Below are 16955 nucleotides of genomic sequence, written 5' to 3' on the forward strand. Positions count from 1 at the left end.
ATGCGTATTTTCTCAAATCTGAGCTTAAGCTTACTTGCTGCAAGTAGCTTGGCACTTACAGGCTGTCAACAATTTACCAAACCACAGCTTGACCCAAACACCATACAAACCGAATCTGATCAACACTTTAGCTTACAGGGTAAAATTGGGGTACGTACGCCTGAACAAACAGGCAGTGCTTTTTTTACATGGGTACAACAGCAACAAGAATTTGATATTGAACTCAGTGGAATTTTAGGCGTTGGTAAAACGCAAATTAGTGGTCGTCCAGGTGAAGTTAGCCTGAATAGTGCTAAAACTGGCCTCATCCAAGCTGAAACTCCTGAAGAACTTTTAAAAACAGCAACAGGGTGGCAAGCACCCATCACCCATTTAGTCAATTGGGTTCAAGCCAAACCCGCAACAGTTCAAGCACAAATCCAACGTGACAGTGCCAAACGCGCAGTACAGATCATTGAAGATGGTTGGAGCGTTGAGCTGAGCTATAACGAGCAAGCCCATATGCCAAATCGGTTGATTTTAAAACAAGCACTTGAAAATGGTGCAGAAAACCGTATTACAATGGTCATTCAAAACCGCTAGTTTGTCTCTTTATGATCCGTGTCCCTGCCCCATCAAAACTGAATTTGTTTTTACACATTACGGGTCGTCGTGAAAACGGCTACCATGAACTGCAAAGTATTTTCCAGTTGATCGATCTGTGTGATTGGTTGGAATTTGAGCCTCGTACGGATCAAGAGATTCATATTGAAGGCTTAAACAGTGTCGATTTGAGTCAAAATTTGATTTATAAAGCAACGCAGATACTTAAGCCCTATGCACAAACAGCTACCGGTTTATCCATTCGTCTTGAAAAAAATATTCCGATGGGTGCAGGCTTAGGTGGCGGTTCATCGGATGCCGCAACGACACTAATCGTGGTCAATCAACTATGGCAGTGCGGGTTAAATACTGAACAATTAGCCAACTTGGGTGTTCAGTTAGGCGCAGACGTTCCCATCTTTGTCCATGGTCGCAATGCATGGGCTGAAGGCATAGGTGAGCACTTAACATTCATAGACTTAGATCAAAAACAATACATTGTGTTAAAACCTGATTGTTTTATCAGCACTCAATTGCTTTTTTTACAAAAAACATTGACAAGAAACACGAAGAGCTCTAAATTTTGCGCCTATCAGTTAAAGCCATCTGATTTTGGAAATAATTTTGAGCCTTTGGCGAGAAGTTTATATCCAGAAGTAGATGAAGCGATGCAATATCTCGACCAGTTCGGTGTTGCAAAACTTACAGGTACAGGTGCTTGTGTTTTTACTGAAGTAACGAGTGATATGAACATTGATGATGTTCTTGCAAATGCACCATGTAAAGCTTACTTGGTCAACAGCTTGAATGAATCACCAATAAGACATTTCCACGTTACCTGATAGGGGTATCGCCAAGTGGTAAGGCACCGGTTTTTGATATCGGCATCCGTTGGTTCGAATCCAGCTACCCCTGCCATTTTATTTCACCTGTAGATGACTGTACTAGGGGTATCGCCAAGTGGTAAGGCACCGGTTTTTGATATCGGCATCCGTTGGTTCGAATCCAGCTACCCCTGCCATTTTACAGTAATCAAATTTAGGGGTATCGCCAAGTGGTAAGGCACCGGTTTTTGATATCGGCATCCGTTGGTTCGAATCCAGCTACCCCTGCCATTTTCCAAAAAAGACAGAACAACACTTTGCTGTTCTACTGTTAATTTACCTTGACAGAAAGACGCAAAAATATTAAAGTTCTGCCGCATTAGGGGTATCGCCAAGTGGTAAGGCACCGGTTTTTGATATCGGCATCCGTTGGTTCGAATCCAGCTACCCCTGCCATCTAATTCCTAAATTGCCAACCGCCAAGGGTGCTTCATGCCCAATCTTGTCGTTTTTAGTGGATCTGCACATCCACAATTCGCCCAAAAAGTCGTAAGCCACTTGCACATCCCTTTAGGTGCTGCATCTATTGGTCAATTTTCTGACGGTGAAATTGCTGTCGAAATTACTGAAAATGTTCGTGGTAAAGACGTATTTATCGTACAACCTACTTGTGCCCCAACGAATGATAACCTAATGGAAATCCTCGTTATGGCTGATGCTTTGCGTCGTGCAAGTGCTGGTCGTATTACCGCAGTGATTCCTTATTTCGGTTATGCGCGTCAAGACCGTCGTCCTCGTTCATCACGTGTTCCAATTACTGCAAAAGTTGTCGCAGATATGCTGACAACTGTAGGAATTGACCGTGTGGTAATGATCGACCTTCACGCTGACCAAATCCAAGGTTTCTTCGATATCCCTGTAGACAACATCTACGGTACACCAGCGCTTTTAGCTGACCTTCGTCAACAATCACATGATAACCTCATGGTGGTTTCTCCTGACGTTGGCGGTGTCGTTCGTGCACGTGCTGTTGCTAAACAAATGGGCGATATTGACCTTGCTATCATCGACAAACGTCGTCAAAAGGCAAATGAATCACAAGTCATGCATTTGATTGGTGATGTTAAAGGCCGTGACTGCGTCATCGTAGATGACATGGTGGATACTGCAGGTACGTTATGTAAAGCTGCTGATGCATTGAAAACATTTGGTGCGCGCAAAGTGGTTGCTTATGCAACTCACCCTGTTTTATCAGGTAAAGCTATCGAAAACTTGAAAAACTCTGTGATTGATGAATTGGTTGTTACAGACACCATTCCTCTTTCTGAAGAAGCTCAAGCTCTTGGTAAGATTCGCCAAGTTTCAGTTGCGAGTATGGTTGCTGAAACAATTCGTCGTATTAACAACGAAGAATCTATTAGCGCAATGTTTGATTCTTATCTATAATATAGCGCTGAATTTTAAAAGCCCTGCTCTGTGCAGGGCTTTGTCTCACTAGGTCGGTCGCAGATCTAGTTTATTTAAAACTTAAATTAAGGATGTCTATCATGGCAAACTTCGTATTAAACGCTCAAGCGCGTGAAGCAGCTAACCAAGGGAAAGGTGCGAGCCGCCGCCTTCGTCATGCTGCTCAAGTTCCAGCAATCATCTACGGTGGTGCTGCTGAACCTGTAGCTGTTACTTTAGAACTTCGTGAGCTTGTTAAAGCTTTAGAAAGCAATGCTTTCTTCGAAGAAGTTGTTGAAATCAAAGTTGGCGACAAAGTTGAAAGCGTTAAAATCAAAGCGTTACAACGTCACCCAGCTAAAAACACACCTATGCACGCTGACTTCGTTCGCGCATAAGTGTTATTGGTGTAATTAGTGTCAAATATTTCACTGATTGTTGGTTTGGGCAACCCAGGTTCTGAGTATGCCCAAACCCGCCATAATGCAGGCTTTTGGTTTGTTGAACGCCTTGCAGAACAATATGGCATTACGCTAAAAAAAGACCCAAAATTCAATGGAATGAGTGGGCGTGGTAATATCGAAGGTCAAGACGTCCGTCTGTTATTACCCACAACCTTTATGAACCTTGTTGGTAAAAGTGTTGTTCCCTTCGCAAAATTCTACAATATTGCTCCAGAAGCAATACTGATTGCTCACGATGAACTGGATATGAACCCTGGTGTCATTCGCCTAAAAACAGGTGGTGGTCATGGTGGTCATAATGGTTTACGTGACATAGTTCCTCATATCGGTCCAAACTTCCATCGCTTACGCATTGGTATTGGTCACCCCGGTTCAAAAGAACGTGTTTCAGGACATGTCTTAAGCAAAGCACCAAGCAATGAACAAAATTTAATGGATGACGCAATCCATCACGCACTGGCTCGCACTAAAATGCTGGTGAATGGTGAGATTCAGCCTGCCATGAATCAAATCAATGCTTACAAACCAAACTGATAAGTCAAAAAAATGTTGAACCATGCTGCTTGCCATACTGTCATTTTAAAGGCAAAATGCGCTTGCCTGATTGCTTATCCAGCAAGTTCAGATTGATTCAACCATAAGATAACGATCTTAGGTCCACTCAGGAGACGCTAGCCATGCTATCTCGTTTATTAAAAGCAAAAATCCACCGTTGTGTTGTTACTCAAGCTGAACTCCATTATGAAGGTTCATGTGCAATCGATGGTCTTTTATTGGATTTAGCCGGTATCCGCGAATATGAAGAAATTCACATGTGGAACGTGACTAATGGTAAGCGTTTCAGTACCTATGCAATTCGTGGCGAAGAAGGTTCTGGCATAATTTCAGTCAATGGCGGTGCAGCACATCAAGCCGATGTAGGCGATTTAATGATTATTGCTACCTTTGGTGATTTTACAGAAGCTGAAGCAAATGCACATAAACCACGTTTAGTTTATGCAAATCCAGATAACACTGTAAGTCACATGGCAAACTGCATTCCAGTACAAGTGGCTTAAGCCCAATAGATTAAAAAAATCCGCTGCGTGCGGATTTTTTTATGAGCAGAATAATGCAATTGGATCAATTCTGAGCAGTACGAAATCCGCTCAACCAATCTCGTTTGCTCTCACAGCCTAAATCTTGTAGCTGATCACCTTTCAATGCCGTGAGTATCGCATTGCCCTGCTTATCGACTTTAAACTCAGCATATTCTGCCTGCTGATAACAATCCGCTAAACCTTCTGCAAACAAAAAACTTCTCGATGCAGGATAAAGCTCGCTATAGTGATTATTCGGGTTTTGTAAAATCAGTCGAGCTGTACGAACATTTTTCGGCAACTCAAAATAGCTATGTATCACGCGCCTCTGTGAATCGAGTTCAACATAAGTGAGTACCGAAGATTTGTTCTTAATCACTTCATCAAAATAATGACCTGAAAAAATCTGATCTTCTTGATTGATGTTTGCTTGGCTGGTGCTTTCTGGACTCAAATGTTGAGGCGCAAAATAAAGTTGATAATTCAGCGCCATATAATCCCCCTGAATAATCGAACGCGGGTCTACAGGTTGCAAACGCACATACATGGTTTGACTATTATTTAAGTGCCATTCATTTTTAAAAATTAAGCCTAAAAATACCGCGATGCTGAGTAATGCCAAAACAAGAGGAATCATTTTCTTCATATGCCGAACTCCTCTTTTTGCTTAAATAGCATCAAGCTCAAGGTCAGCAAGAGCAATATCAGACCTGACAAGAACATGCTTAAACTTTTAATTAGAAAGGTCACATCAAGGGAATAATATAAAAACCCTAAAATTAAAGCGAAAGTTGCCAGCGCAAATCCATAGATCACTTTATCTCGTGTTTTTAAAGCCCATGAAATGATGGCCAAACAAATAAAAATATCGAAATAGCCATAAAAAATCAGCCCTACTGCAAAAGCAGTCAAAATAAAATGTGCAAATAAATGAAACTGCTTTTGAATATGTAAAAAGACAAACAGTACAAACCATAAAATCGGTAAGCCAAAAGCCAATATCGGAATGTGCTCAATTTTCGCTAATTCGTATTTCCCAAAGAAAGTATAAAAACCCAAAGAAAATAGAATAATCCCAAGTGCAGAAAGTAATAAACTGCGTTGATATTCAGTTGGCTGTATGAATTTTATGGCCAAAATTCCCAGATAAAAAACATAATTCCAAAGTGCTAGATAAACAAAGTTTTCAACAATATTACGCCAACTGAGATGTGCATTGATATCCCAAATACACGCCACACCTGCTGCATATAAACCCAAAATTTGAACAAAAACAAAGAACCAATGTGTACGCATAAAATAGGCGAGTGCAAGCATCACTAATTGTAAAAATAGAATAGGTATAATTTGATTCATCAAATCAACGGTGTAAAAAATCACCGCAATTTGTCCTGCAACCCAGAGACAATAAGCAAATTGTCTTAAAAACAAACTTTGTTTAGCTTTCAACAAGTAAGCCGCCAAAGCTACAAAGACAATACCCATAATTAAAGAGAAATCCCCCCAAAAGGTCAGCATCAACGTAGCAAAGACGATACCCGCAATCCAAGCTCCTACCGCAAGTGGAATAGCATTGAAGCGACTATATGGAATAAATTTAATCAAAAGATAAGTGATGAAAGCAAACCACGCAAAAATAATCAGCGCGATAAAAAATAATTCAAAAATTTCATTCTGACCAAACCACTCCGTCACTGCTTTCACAATGACCAAGGTAAAGCTAATGCCCAAGCCAACGGCTGAAAGTACGCTACACAACTGGTCTTTATTTTGATAATAGTAAGCCAGTGAAATGCCCAATAAGATAAAAGACACGATGAAATAAAGAATACTTTTATCCGCATAGAGATACATTGCCATATGCCAAATCGAGAGAATGGCAAACCATAGTAAGAATAAATAACGGAGTTTCGAATAATATTTATTGCAGAGATAGAATTGAATCAGTGCAAATGCATGAATACTGATTAAGAAAATATCTGGATATTGATCTCCCCAAAAGGTTTGGATAAAAAATAGAAACAATGCCAATTGGCTGATAATACATAAAAGGAAAAATACACTGATATTCGGACGATATAGCCACGGTAAAAGCAGCACAGACCAAAGTAAAAATAATAAATAGCTGTCAGCACCCGTTTGATAAATTTGACCAATCACAGCCAAACTTAAACCAATCATCAAACCACAGATACTTTGTAAACATTGCACGAGAAAATCATGTTTTGTCAGCCACAGGCTAAAAACTGCGCTGAGTAATAATAACAACTGAGGAATAGCCAGCTGAATATTCTGTGGCAACATAAACCAATTAGCAGCAACCAAATACAACATACTGACCGCGATGAGTGTAAAACCAAAAACTTGAAGATGCTTTATGAAGGATCCAGCATTCCAAGGATAATCATATTGTTGAATTTTGATCAATTCTAACTCCTCACTCTTATTTTTATCTTGATCATTTCAAACCATTCAAACTATAGAAAAACTTCTTATTCATGTTTATGGTTTTTCTCAGATATTCATTTTTGAACATTAAACTCATACTAAGTGAAATCATACACAGAGAGTGTTGGTCTTTAGCAAAAAAATAACATAAGCAACCCTATAGCAAAATTTGTTCTATGTATAAAACTGATCATTCTAAAACTCCCCCTGTTTTTCTAAATATTTCGCACTATAATGGATTTACATCGCTTCAGGGCGGGGTGTAATTCCCCACCGGTGGTAAGTTCAGTTGAATGACTCAGACTGAATCAGCCCACGAGCCAGCCAAGCAGAAATCATCTATTTGGCTCGCAGATTTGGTTAAATTCCAAAGCCGACGGTATAGTCCGGATGAAAGAAGACGACGTGACCAATAGAATCTCAGGTACAAAACTATGAGGATTTATTGCTACGCCAATTTTTCAAAGTCCTGAAATGTTCAACCGTACTTCAATTTTACGCGAGCGTTTCAATGTCTAGTTTGATTCAACCAGAAATTTTCTTTTCAGCCCTTTCTCCAGCTGAACAACGTCTCCAGCAAGCTTTAGAAGATATTCGCCAAGGCAAACCTGTTTTGGTGATGGATGACTTTGACCGTGAAAACGAAGCCGACCTCATTGTGGCTGCCGAAACTCTCACCGTCGAAACGATGGCTCGCATGATTCGTGATGGTTCTGGCATTGTCTGTTTATGTCTGACCGATGAATTGGCCGATCACTTAGACCTTGTGCCTATGGTGTCAGATAACTCAAGTCAGTTTAAAACAGCATTCACTGTGACCATTGAAGCTTCAACTGGCGTAACCACAGGTGTGTCTGCGCAAGATCGCACCACCACAGTCAAAGCAGCAATTAAAGATGGGGCTGTTGCCAGCGACTTAAACCGCCCTGGTCATGTATTCCCGCTTCGTGCACGCCAAGGCGGTGTACTCACCCGTCGTGGTCATACCGAAGGAACGATTGATTTAGCTCGTTTAGCAGGCTTAAAACCAGCAGGTGTCTTGTGTGAACTGACCAATGCCGATGGGACTATGGCCTCTGGCATTCAAGTGTTGGCATATGCGCAAACGCATCAGTTGACTGTGATCACCATTGAAGAATTGGTGCAATATCGCATTAAACACGGGGTTTGATTTTTAGGCTCCTAATCAAAAAGCCTCCATGTTGGAGGCTTTTTGATGCAATACCATCAGCATCAAACAAAGACAGTATAAATACCATAGAGCGCAATGCTGACCAATATCGCACCACAAACGCCTAATAACTTATTGTACAAAGCGGACTGCGATAGTTTATTAAAACCCAAATAAACCAAAGACAACGTGCTGAAGTCTAGAATAATCCAGAGAATGGTCAACAGTACAAGGCTGACATCGACATCACTGGTTACCCCGATGAACTGTGGGAAAAATGAAGCAAAGAAAATAATATCCTTCGGATTTGCAATACCCACCAAGAAACCTTGCTTAAAGCCTCCCTGCACCGCCTTTAGTTGCACAGGTGATGTTTCTGTTTCTTGTGCAATGGCTTCTTTTAAAATTTGAAAACCAAGATAAGCAATATATACGCAGCCTAAAATCTTAATCGCATTTAACCAATGCTCTGCAATGTTTAAAAAGCCTTTTAAGATGAACACAGATAGTACAATAAGAACCAAAGAGGCTAAATTCGTCCCAAAAATGGTTTTCAAGGCTTGTTTATATCCACCTTTTAGACCTGCACTGGCAACCAACAACATCACTGGGCCAGGTGTTGCAATCATGACCACTACAGCCGTACAGTACAACGCCAGTTCGAATACATTCACCATCGAAAAACCCTTTCCCCCAGTCACTCTCGCAAATAGCTGAGGTATGCGGAGTATTCTTTTTCTATATCAAACCAAGAGGACTTATTCGTCCTCTTCCATATGGATGAGATGTTGTCGAATTGCGTCAGCACGCAAAAATGCCAAATCATAACTGGCTGTAGCAAGTGCAAGAATACGGCGTTCAAACTCTTGCCAAATCGGTTTCACTTGCTGCGCTTGAATGCCTAAACCACTTTCTTCGGTAAAGTTCTTATTTTTTTCACATACTTTTAACGCATGATAAAGCTTCCGCCCTTTTGATGCATCGGGACGTAAACGAACGCGTTTAGATAAAACAAAAGCTTCGACCTGCTGCACATCAGCAAAAGGCAACATTGGCACTAAAATTTGATCTAGTTGCGCATCTAAACGTTGCCAAACTGAACGATGCTGCTCCGAAGTGTAGGTGTTCCACTGAATCACTTCATGATTAAAACGACGACAACCACGACACACAGAATCACCAAATACCGTTGAACAACGCCCTGCACATGGGGTCAAAGAGGCAATTCGACGATCTGTACTCAAAACATACTCCTGTTAATAAACGCACCAAAACAAAACGGATTTTGTCTTTGGCAACTGAATATACACGCTCACCTACTACTTGAGAAGCCATTTAAAATGTTTACTTATCTCGCATCTTGATTCAATTCCATGTAAAATGTGGGCCTTAAAATTATCTATCAAAATACATTGGAGTACTCCATGAACGCTACTGTAGAACAGCTTGCACCTGTAGAACAGCAAGCGACGACTGGTTGGGTTGTTGCCGCACTTTATCAATTCAAAGAAGTTCAAGATCCTGCTGATCTTCAACAACGTCTTTTAGACTTGGTAAAAACCATCAACCTATGTGGTACTCTGATTGTAGCGGGCGAAGGCATTAATGGTACGGTTGCAGGCGACCGTGACGCGATCGATATAATTCATCAATTCCTTCTGAATGAAGGTTTTAACGAAATGGAATACAAAGAGTCTGATAGTGCAGACAAACCATTTCGTAAAATGAAGATTAAACTTAAAAAAGAAATCGTGACTTTAGGCGTTGAAGTAAAACCACGTGATTTAGTCGGTCACTACCTTGATCCGAAAGAATGGAATGACCTGATTGCTCGTGATGACGTCATTTTGATTGATACACGTAATGACTATGAATACAAAGCTGGAACATTTAAGGGTGCTATTGACCCGAAAACAGAAAGTTTCCGAGAATTTCCAGAATACGTTAAACAAAACCTTGAACAGCACAAAGATAAAAAAATTGCGATGTTCTGTACAGGTGGTATCCGCTGTGAAAAATCGACCTCCCTTCTTCTTCAAGAAGGTTTCAACGAGGTTTATCACTTAAAAGGCGGCATCTTAAAATACTTAGAAGAAACCCCTGCTGAACAAAGCATGTGGGAAGGCGAATGTTTCGTTTTTGATGGTCGTACTGCTGTCACTCATGGTGTTGAAGAAGGCCTTAACATTAAGTGTCATGCTTGTGGTTGGCCACTTCTTCCTGCTGAAGCAGAAGAACCTAGCTATGAACATGGTGTGTCATGCAAATACTGTATCGACAACACCACAGAAAAACAAAAAGAAGGCTTCCGTATGCGCCAGTCACAAATTGCTGCGGCTAAACGTAAACGCCTTTAAAATCATTCAGATGATTTAAGTCAAGAATAAGCCCTCATTTGAGGGCTTATTCTTTTATGCAGTTCGCATTTTTTAAAAATATTTAACAATTTTGTCACAACATTGAACTCAATCTGAGTCATACTGTATAAATAATAAGCTAAAGTGGTGCCCTGAAGGTCTCCACATAACAATAAAAATGACATGCCTAAACGACGAAAATAGGATGATTGCCATGCATAAAATAATCATGCCACGCCATCGCACACTGATTCGCAATGCCGCAGCAAGCCGTATCGAACAATATCACAATACCAGCTTCAACCAAATCAAAGCCAAGCTTGAACAACGCACGCATTTATTTATCGTAGTTTTGGGCATGTTGATTGGTTCAAGTATTGCCCTCGGCATTGGTTACCATTTAAGTTCAAATCTCTTAAATTATACGCTGCTTAGTTTAATCCCGATTGCGTTGGCCTATAGCTTACGTAAAGTCTATATTCACACCCTGACCCATACCCGTTTCGATGAATAGAAAACAATACATTTCAATTCTTTACCCACATGCGATAAGTCCTTAAGATAACTTATCGCATTTATTTTTATGGTCTATATGAACCTCACTGCATGGATCATCTCTGTCATGGAACAACTGGGTTATTGGGGAATAGCCTTACTGATGTTTCTTGATAATGTTTTTCCGCCTATTCCTTCTGAAATTATCATGCCTTCTGCAGGTTATGCCGCCTCACAAGGCGAGTTGGTTTTAGTTGGGGTCATTATTGCAGGATGTATTGGTTCACTCTTTGCCGCAGCAGTGCTGTATTGGATCGGCTATCAATTTAAACAAGAGCATATTTTCAGATGGGTCGACCGCTATGGTAAATATCTATTTATCAAATCCGCCGATGTGAAAAAATCCTTAGATTGGTTTGAGCAGTATGGTCACCGTATTGTATTTTTTGGTCGTATGATTCCTGCAGTGCGTTCACTGATTAGCATCCCTGCGGGGATGAGCCGTATGCCCTTTTGGAAGTTCATGTTTTATAGTGGACTCGGTACAATTATCTGGACAACATTTTTAGCAACAGTCGGCTATTACTTTGGTGAAAACCAAGCACTGATGCATCAAATTTTTAGCAAAGTCGGTTATGTCATTATTGCCATTGTCGCTGTGATTATCCTTTGGTTTTTATATCGCAGAAATTTAGGTAAAACACGCGGCTAATTTATTTATTTTGGGGAAATACATGAAACACTATTTACTGCATTTTGCGGCGGTATATAGCATTGCTTTGGTGCTGTTAATCACCGTACTGGTCTTTGGTTTAAACCTTAGCGGTTTAGTCTTAATTCCGACCTTAGTGGCTTGTGCACTGATTAGTGTCGGACACTTTGTGAAGAAGGAACAGCGTGTTCCAAATAATCATGAAAAAATTCAACTGGTTTGGGGTTCAAGTGCAGTCGCAATTATCGTCGGTAGTTTCTTTGTGCTGTTTTTAGTACTGATGAATCCCAATGCTGAAGCGATTATGAAATCCGTCGATAATGCCGGCATTGAACTCACCGCTGTCGTTATGCTGTGTATGGTCGCGATTCATGGCGCTATTTTTCATATTGCCTATGGTTGGTACGCAGACTATTGTTTTAAAAAGTTGCCATAAAAAAACACCTCGTTTGAGGTGTTTTTTTATGCTTAATAGATAACGATCAAATGCCGCACGTCAATAGTGTTTTTGAGCGGAAAGTGCCATTAACTTTGTTTGGCTAGTTCTCATTTCTTCAATCAACCAATCCTTAAAAATGACTTTATGCAGATCATCCTCAAAAGGAGATGCGGAAAGTAAATAATAAGCGGAGCCATCTTGCACAATCGGGGTAAGCATGTCTAACATTTGAAAATCGAGCTCTTTTTCAACCATATAGGCTGAAACCACTGTTGCACCTAAACCAGCTAAACATGCCTCTATACACAAATAGAAATGTTCCAACGCTACTTTTCAAAATGCTTAAACTGCGCTTTATATGTATCTTTAAATTGTGTCCAAAGTTTAGGTCTCGAACTGGAAATAAACAGCTGTGACATCGGGGCTAAATGCTTATGACGCGATACACCAACCATATGCTCATCAGCCATTTTTTCGCTATAAATGGCCTTGCCCCACTCAAAATCATTACGCCTTAAGGCCAAGTCGATGTTTTGCGCTTTAAAATCCGCTTCTCCACCCGCTGTTAACAAACTGATGTCAATCTCAGGATAACGTAGCTTAAATTGAACTAAACGCGGAATCAGCCATTTCATGGCGATGGTCGGCTCACAGGATAAGATTAAGCTCTTCTTCTCATTCTTCTTTTCTTTTGCCATCTGTACGAGACATTGGTCAATCTGAGGAAAGACCTGCTCACAACAATCAAACAGTGTTAGACCATCCCCCGTCAGCTGTAACTTTTTGCCGTCGCGAATAAATAAACGACGTCCCAGCGCCTCTTCCAAATTTTTTAACTGCTTACTGACCGCCCCTTGAGTGACAAAGAGTTTTTCAGCAGCGATGGTTACACTGTCATAGAGGGCAACATAATAAAAAAACTTAAGAGAATTCAGTGATAAGCGCTCAATCATTCCAAAAACTCATCGATAGGAAAGAATTAAAATCGATTTTCACTATAGCAAATATATGAAAAATATATAAATCCTTTTAATTCAACCTGAACAAGGATCAATGAGTGAATGAAATTATAGCGATTGCAATCATCACCCTACTTGCAGTCATCAGTCCTGGTGCTGACTTCGCTTTGGTCAGCCGAAATAGTTATCTATATGGGCGTAAACAAGGAATCTATACCGCATATGGCATTGCTTGTGCTGTATGGATACATATTAGCTATAGCGTACTGGGGCTGAGTTTCTTAAAGCACTACATTCCGAACCTATTGCATATCATTCAATATATTGGCGCGCTGTACCTGATGTATATCCGGGTACAAAACATTTACCCAACAGCAAATTAGTGACCATGCCACTCATACCTTGCTGCGCCCACGGCAAGCATTTATACAAGGTTTTCTTGGCAACAGTTTAAATCCCAAAACTACACTATTTGTGATGAGCATCTTTGCACAGTTGTTGCGAGGCAATAATGGTCTGATGCATTTAATCGGTTATGGCATTTTTATCTCGGCCAGTCATCTATTGTGGTTTTTGCTCATTTCACTATTCTGCTCTACCCCAGTGATCCGAAATAAAATTTTACGCAAACAAGTGAGCATTAACCGTGTCATCGGTACCGTACTCGCAACTTTAGGACTTTGCTTATTTCTCACAAACTAAGCATGAGTGATACCTGCGTTTAAACACTAAAATTTGGGCATAAAAAAACGTCCTCTAGGGACGTTTTTTTATTTGCTTGCTAATGCCTGCGTCGCTGATGTCACGACGCAAGAACAATTATGCTGGCGTATGATACATGAGATAAAGTTCGTTTAAGTTCTCTGGAATTTCTTCTGCAAGCTCATCCATTAACTGACCGTTACGACGGAAAGTTTCCATTTGCGGATCTTCTTCATCAATCCCACTAAATACCATAATTGGTAAAGTAAGATCGACCAATTGCTCTTCAAACTCAGGCGTGAACCATGCATCTTCATTGAGGAACATTGCATCGACAAAACCAACGCTCCAATCCCCTAGACTTGACTCAACATCGGCCTCTTCAATTTCAAAAGGAAATTCAATCCCTTCTTCATTGGCAAGGTTTTGACGAATAGACTCAAGCCAAGCTTTCACTTGCGCGATGATCTCGGCAGGCACTTTCTTTTGATTATTATCAAAAAGTTCATCCAACCATTTTACAAAAGTAGGACCAACTGCAATTGCACACAAGAAACCATGAGTCGCTGCAAAATCTAGACCATACTCATTTTGGTCACCATCTAGATATTCGCTCAATAAGTCTAAATCTAAAGCACTCATTTCAAATCCAAATTCAGAAACTGATTAGGGCATTAGCATAGCATTTTCAGACACGATGCTACATCTGATTTTAGTCTTCTTCGTCGTCAAAATCGTCGTCATCGTCGATGTCGTAATCAAAATCTTTAAGCTCACGTTCCAAACGGCGCTGTGCAAGAAGGTCATCAATCAGGCGACGTTTTTCTAATGATTCTTTCGCACTAATTTTACTTGATGACTCATCAAAATTAACATCATCATCAGCGTAGTTATCATCTAGTTCAAAATCTGTAGAAGACACTAAAACTACCTCATAGTGAAAAAATGTGAAGGGTCTTAGCCGCTATTTATATGGGTTACAGAACCTTGTCAAGTTTTATTTGCATTTAGAGCAATTAATTTGATTTTTAGTCTTTATTTCTAACCAATTTTTATGGCATGATATAATCCACCCTGCGTCTTTGTAGTTTACGACTTTAAATGGTCACATAAAATCCAAATTGTTCAGATTTCAAATTTGGGTTTTGAACTTGAGTACGCTCGGGATGAACTTGAAAACAACAAATTCACCCCCATCTAAATCACTGAATTTATATTTTTAATATTTTATCAGGCAGCTTTTGGCTGACTATCCCTGATGGAATACGCAGTTATTTACAAATAAGTTTATGAAGCGAATTGTGCCCAGATGCACAGTTTTCCACTGCCACAGATTCAACGAAGAGTAAGCAAAGATGAGCGATATGACTTCCCCTACTTCACAAGTAGCGGCTCTGATTAGCCGAGGCAAAGAGCAAGGTTACCTAACTTACGCTGAGGTTAACGATCATCTCCCAGACTCGATCACTGAAAGCGAACAGATTGAAGACATTATTCAAATGCTTCAAGACGTCGGTATTCCTGTGCACGAACGTGCACCTGAATCTGATGATGCAATGTTTGAAGGTGGTAATGAAGCTGCCGATGAAGTTGCTGAAGAAGAAGCCGCTGCTGTTCTTGCCTCTGTAGAAAATGAGCCTGGTCGTACCACTGACCCTGTCCGCATGTATATGCGTGAAATGGGTACTGTTGAACTGTTAACGCGCGAAGGCGAAATTAGTATTGCAAAACGTATTGAAGAAGGGATTCGTGACGTTCTTCACTCGATTGCTTACTGGCCAAATGCGGTTGAAGTGGTATTACAAGAATACAAAGATTATGAAGCGGGCGAACGTCGTCTTGCGGACATCCTTTCAGGTTATTTAGACCCTGAAACCGATGAAGCTATTCCAGAAGTCCTCGAAGAAGAGTCTGAAATTGATGAAGAAGAAGACTCTTCAACCAAATCAACCAAAGATGTAAAATTGGATGATGACGAGGAAGAAGAAGATTCTGAAAGTGATGATGATTCTGAAGGTGAATCTGGCCCAGATCCTGAAATTGCCAAAGCGCGTTTTGACGAACTGACTGCGGCTTGGAAAAACACCCGAACCATCATCGAAAAACATGGTCGTTCAAGCAAAGAAGCAGAAGATGCTTTAGAGTCACTTGCAACTGTGTTTATGATGTTCAAATTTACACCACGTTTATTTGACATCATTTCAGAAATGATTCGTGGTACACATGAACAAATCCGTACCTCTGAACGTGAAGTAATGCGCTATGCAGTACGTCGTGGTCGTATGGATCGTACTCAATTCCGTACCTCTTTCCCAGGTCAAGAGTCAAACTTTGCTTGGTTAGATGAACAAATTGCGAAAGCTTCGCCAGACCAAAAAGGCTATCTTGAAAAAGTACGCCCTGACGTTTTAGCGTTCCAACAAAAAATTGCAGACATTGAAAAAGATTTGGACCTTGATGTTAAAGGCATCAAAGAGATTTCAAAACGTATGGCTGTAGGCGAAGCGAAAGCACGCCGCGCGAAAAAAGAAATGGTTGAAGCGAACTTACGTTTGGTCATTTCGATTGCGAAAAAATATACCAACCGTGGCTTACAATTCTTGGACTTGATCCAAGAAGGTAACATTGGTTTGATGAAAGCGGTAGACAAGTTTGAATACCGTCGTGGTTATAAGTTCTCGACTTATGCAACGTGGTGGATTCGTCAGGCCATTACTCGTTCGATTGCCGACCAAGCGCGTACCATTCGTATTCCAGTACACATGATCGAAACCATTAACAAGATCAACCGTGTATCACGCCAACTTCTGCAAGAAATGGGCCGTGAACCAACACCTGAAGAACTCGGTGAACGTTTGGAAATGGATGAAGTTAAAGTGCGTAAAGTGCTGAAAATCGCCAAAGAACCAATTTCGATGGAAACACCGATTGGCGATGATGAAGATTCGCATTTGGGTGACTTCATTGAAGACAGCAACATCACTTCACCTGTCGATGCTGCAACGTCTGAAGGCTTAAAAGAAGCAACTCGTGAAGTGCTTGAAAACTTGACTGAACGTGAAGCGAAAGTCTTGAAAATGCGTTTTGGTATCGACATGCCAACGGACCATACTTTGGAAGAAGTAGGTAAACAGTTTGACGTGACGCGTGAACGTATTCGTCAGATTGAAGCGAAAGCACTGCGTAAATTACGTCACCCTTCTCGTTCTGAACATTTACGTTCATTTCTAGAAAACGACTAATTCATACCGATACATTGGAGACTTGAAATTTAATC

The 16955-nt window shown here is 40.6% G+C and carries 18 protein-coding genes, 4 tRNA genes, 2 pseudogenes and 1 riboswitch; of the genes and pseudogenes, 17 read left to right on the forward strand and 7 right to left on the reverse strand.

Going from position 1 to position 16955, the window contains the following annotated elements:
• From lolB to panD, 10 genes are all read left to right on the forward strand, one after another.
• Window positions 1–582 carry a lipoprotein insertase outer membrane protein LolB gene (lolB, locus tag AC4CUX_RS02755; protein WP_178928225.1) on the forward strand — a complete coding sequence of 194 codons (582 nt, stop codon included), beginning with the start codon at window positions 1–3 and terminating at the stop codon, window positions 580–582.
• Between the two features lie 11 nt (window positions 583–593).
• Entirely contained in the window at window positions 594–1424 is an 831-nt protein-coding gene (ispE, locus tag AC4CUX_RS02760; protein ID WP_178928226.1) for a 4-(cytidine 5'-diphospho)-2-C-methyl-D-erythritol kinase, read from the forward strand.
• A gap of 1 nt (window position 1425) precedes the next feature.
• Window positions 1426–1500: transfer RNA gene (locus AC4CUX_RS02765), tRNA-Gln, on the forward strand.
• Between the two features lie 28 nt (window positions 1501–1528).
• Window positions 1529–1603: transfer RNA gene (locus AC4CUX_RS02770), tRNA-Gln, on the forward strand.
• Window positions 1604–1622: 19 nt separating this feature from the next.
• Window positions 1623–1697, forward strand: a tRNA-Gln gene (locus AC4CUX_RS02775).
• A 90-nt stretch (window positions 1698–1787) separates the two neighbouring features.
• Window positions 1788–1862, forward strand: a tRNA-Gln gene (locus AC4CUX_RS02780).
• 36 nt (window positions 1863–1898) lie between these two features.
• Entirely contained in the window at window positions 1899–2852 is a 954-nt protein-coding gene (locus tag AC4CUX_RS02785) for a ribose-phosphate pyrophosphokinase (protein WP_004695513.1), read from the forward strand.
• Between the two features lie 101 nt (window positions 2853–2953).
• Window positions 2954–3250: a 50S ribosomal protein L25 gene (gene rplY / locus AC4CUX_RS02790; protein ID WP_058870099.1), complete on the forward strand. Its 297-nt coding sequence runs from the start codon at window positions 2954–2956 to the stop codon at window positions 3248–3250.
• A gap of 18 nt (window positions 3251–3268) precedes the next feature.
• Window positions 3269–3850, forward strand: a complete 582-nt coding sequence (gene pth / locus AC4CUX_RS02795; protein WP_004695508.1) for an aminoacyl-tRNA hydrolase — start codon at window positions 3269–3271, stop codon at window positions 3848–3850.
• A 143-nt stretch (window positions 3851–3993) separates the two neighbouring features.
• Window positions 3994–4374, forward strand: a complete 381-nt coding sequence (panD, locus tag AC4CUX_RS02800; protein ID WP_004695506.1) for an aspartate 1-decarboxylase — start codon at window positions 3994–3996, stop codon at window positions 4372–4374.
• Window positions 4375–4438: 64 nt separating this feature from the next.
• Here panD and AC4CUX_RS02805 read toward each other — a convergent pair whose 3' ends face one another.
• Both AC4CUX_RS02805 and AC4CUX_RS02810 read right to left on the reverse strand, forming a co-directional pair.
• The gene (locus AC4CUX_RS02805) at window positions 4439–5041 is read right to left on the reverse strand and encodes a GDYXXLXY domain-containing protein (RefSeq protein WP_058870100.1); all 603 of its coding nucleotides are present in this window, start codon (window positions 5039–5041) and stop codon (window positions 4439–4441) included.
• Window positions 5038–6822, reverse strand: coding sequence for a DUF2157 domain-containing protein (locus tag AC4CUX_RS02810; protein WP_490792161.1), 1785 nt, complete (start codon window positions 6820–6822; stop codon window positions 5038–5040). The genes AC4CUX_RS02805 and AC4CUX_RS02810 overlap by 4 nt, the downstream gene beginning before the upstream one ends.
• 264 nt (window positions 6823–7086) lie before the next feature.
• Window positions 7087–7249: riboswitch (FMN riboswitch) on the forward strand.
• A 105-nt stretch (window positions 7250–7354) separates the two neighbouring features.
• Here AC4CUX_RS02810 and ribB point away from each other — a divergent pair.
• Entirely contained in the window at window positions 7355–8014 is a 660-nt protein-coding gene (gene ribB, locus AC4CUX_RS02815; protein ID WP_125273206.1) for a 3,4-dihydroxy-2-butanone-4-phosphate synthase, read from the forward strand.
• A 62-nt stretch (window positions 8015–8076) separates the two neighbouring features.
• On the opposite strand, the gene AC4CUX_RS02820 is transcribed toward ribB, so the two are convergent.
• Together AC4CUX_RS02820 and AC4CUX_RS02825 are read right to left on the reverse strand one after the other, a co-directional pair.
• Window positions 8077–8691 carry a LysE family translocator gene (locus AC4CUX_RS02820; protein WP_125273205.1) on the reverse strand — a complete coding sequence of 205 codons (615 nt, stop codon included), beginning with the start codon at window positions 8689–8691 and terminating at the stop codon, window positions 8077–8079.
• A gap of 81 nt (window positions 8692–8772) precedes the next feature.
• Window positions 8773–9258: a DUF1289 domain-containing protein gene (locus tag AC4CUX_RS02825; protein WP_125280019.1), complete on the reverse strand. Its 486-nt coding sequence runs from the start codon at window positions 9256–9258 to the stop codon at window positions 8773–8775.
• Window positions 9259–9438: 180 nt separating this feature from the next.
• Between AC4CUX_RS02825 and trhO the strand changes: the two genes are divergently transcribed.
• From trhO to AC4CUX_RS02845, 4 genes are all read left to right on the forward strand, one after another.
• On the forward strand, window positions 9439–10371 hold the full coding sequence (gene trhO / locus AC4CUX_RS02830; RefSeq protein ID WP_058870105.1) for an oxygen-dependent tRNA uridine(34) hydroxylase TrhO: 933 nt from the start codon (window positions 9439–9441) through the stop codon (window positions 10369–10371).
• A 214-nt stretch (window positions 10372–10585) separates the two neighbouring features.
• Complete coding sequence (locus AC4CUX_RS02835) at window positions 10586–10885, forward strand: hypothetical protein (protein ID WP_058870106.1); 300 nt, start codon at window positions 10586–10588, stop codon at window positions 10883–10885.
• Between the two features lie 78 nt (window positions 10886–10963).
• Window positions 10964–11578: a DedA family protein gene (locus AC4CUX_RS02840; RefSeq protein ID WP_058870192.1), complete on the forward strand. Its 615-nt coding sequence runs from the start codon at window positions 10964–10966 to the stop codon at window positions 11576–11578.
• A gap of 22 nt (window positions 11579–11600) precedes the next feature.
• Window positions 11601–12014 (forward strand): ABZJ_00895 family protein, encoded by a 414-nt coding sequence (locus AC4CUX_RS02845; RefSeq protein ID WP_058870107.1) that lies wholly within the window; start codon window positions 11601–11603, stop codon window positions 12012–12014.
• A gap of 60 nt (window positions 12015–12074) precedes the next feature.
• Here AC4CUX_RS02845 and AC4CUX_RS02850 read toward each other — a convergent pair.
• Window positions 12075–12970, reverse strand: a pseudogene (locus tag AC4CUX_RS02850) (LysR family transcriptional regulator).
• Window positions 12971–13074: 104 nt separating this feature from the next.
• Here AC4CUX_RS02850 and AC4CUX_RS02855 point away from each other — a divergent pair.
• A pseudogene (locus AC4CUX_RS02855) lies at window positions 13075–13678 on the forward strand (LysE family translocator).
• Window positions 13679–13795: 117 nt separating this feature from the next.
• On the opposite strand, the gene AC4CUX_RS02860 reads toward AC4CUX_RS02855, so the two are convergent.
• Window positions 13796–14320 (reverse strand): YecA/YgfB family protein, encoded by a 525-nt coding sequence (locus tag AC4CUX_RS02860; RefSeq protein WP_201952167.1) that lies wholly within the window; start codon window positions 14318–14320, stop codon window positions 13796–13798.
• A gap of 70 nt (window positions 14321–14390) precedes the next feature.
• On the reverse strand, window positions 14391–14600 hold the full coding sequence (locus tag AC4CUX_RS02865) for a PA3496 family putative envelope integrity protein (RefSeq protein WP_004982817.1): 210 nt from the start codon (window positions 14598–14600) through the stop codon (window positions 14391–14393).
• 433 nt (window positions 14601–15033) lie between these two features.
• Here AC4CUX_RS02865 and rpoD point away from each other — a divergent pair, with 433 nt between their 5' ends.
• Window positions 15034–16920 carry an RNA polymerase sigma factor RpoD gene (gene rpoD / locus AC4CUX_RS02870; RefSeq protein WP_201952170.1) on the forward strand — a complete coding sequence of 629 codons (1887 nt, stop codon included), beginning with the start codon at window positions 15034–15036 and terminating at the stop codon, window positions 16918–16920.
• Window positions 16921–16955: the final 35 nt, after the last annotated feature.

Source organism: Acinetobacter sp. 231_lipA (assembly GCF_058243005.1).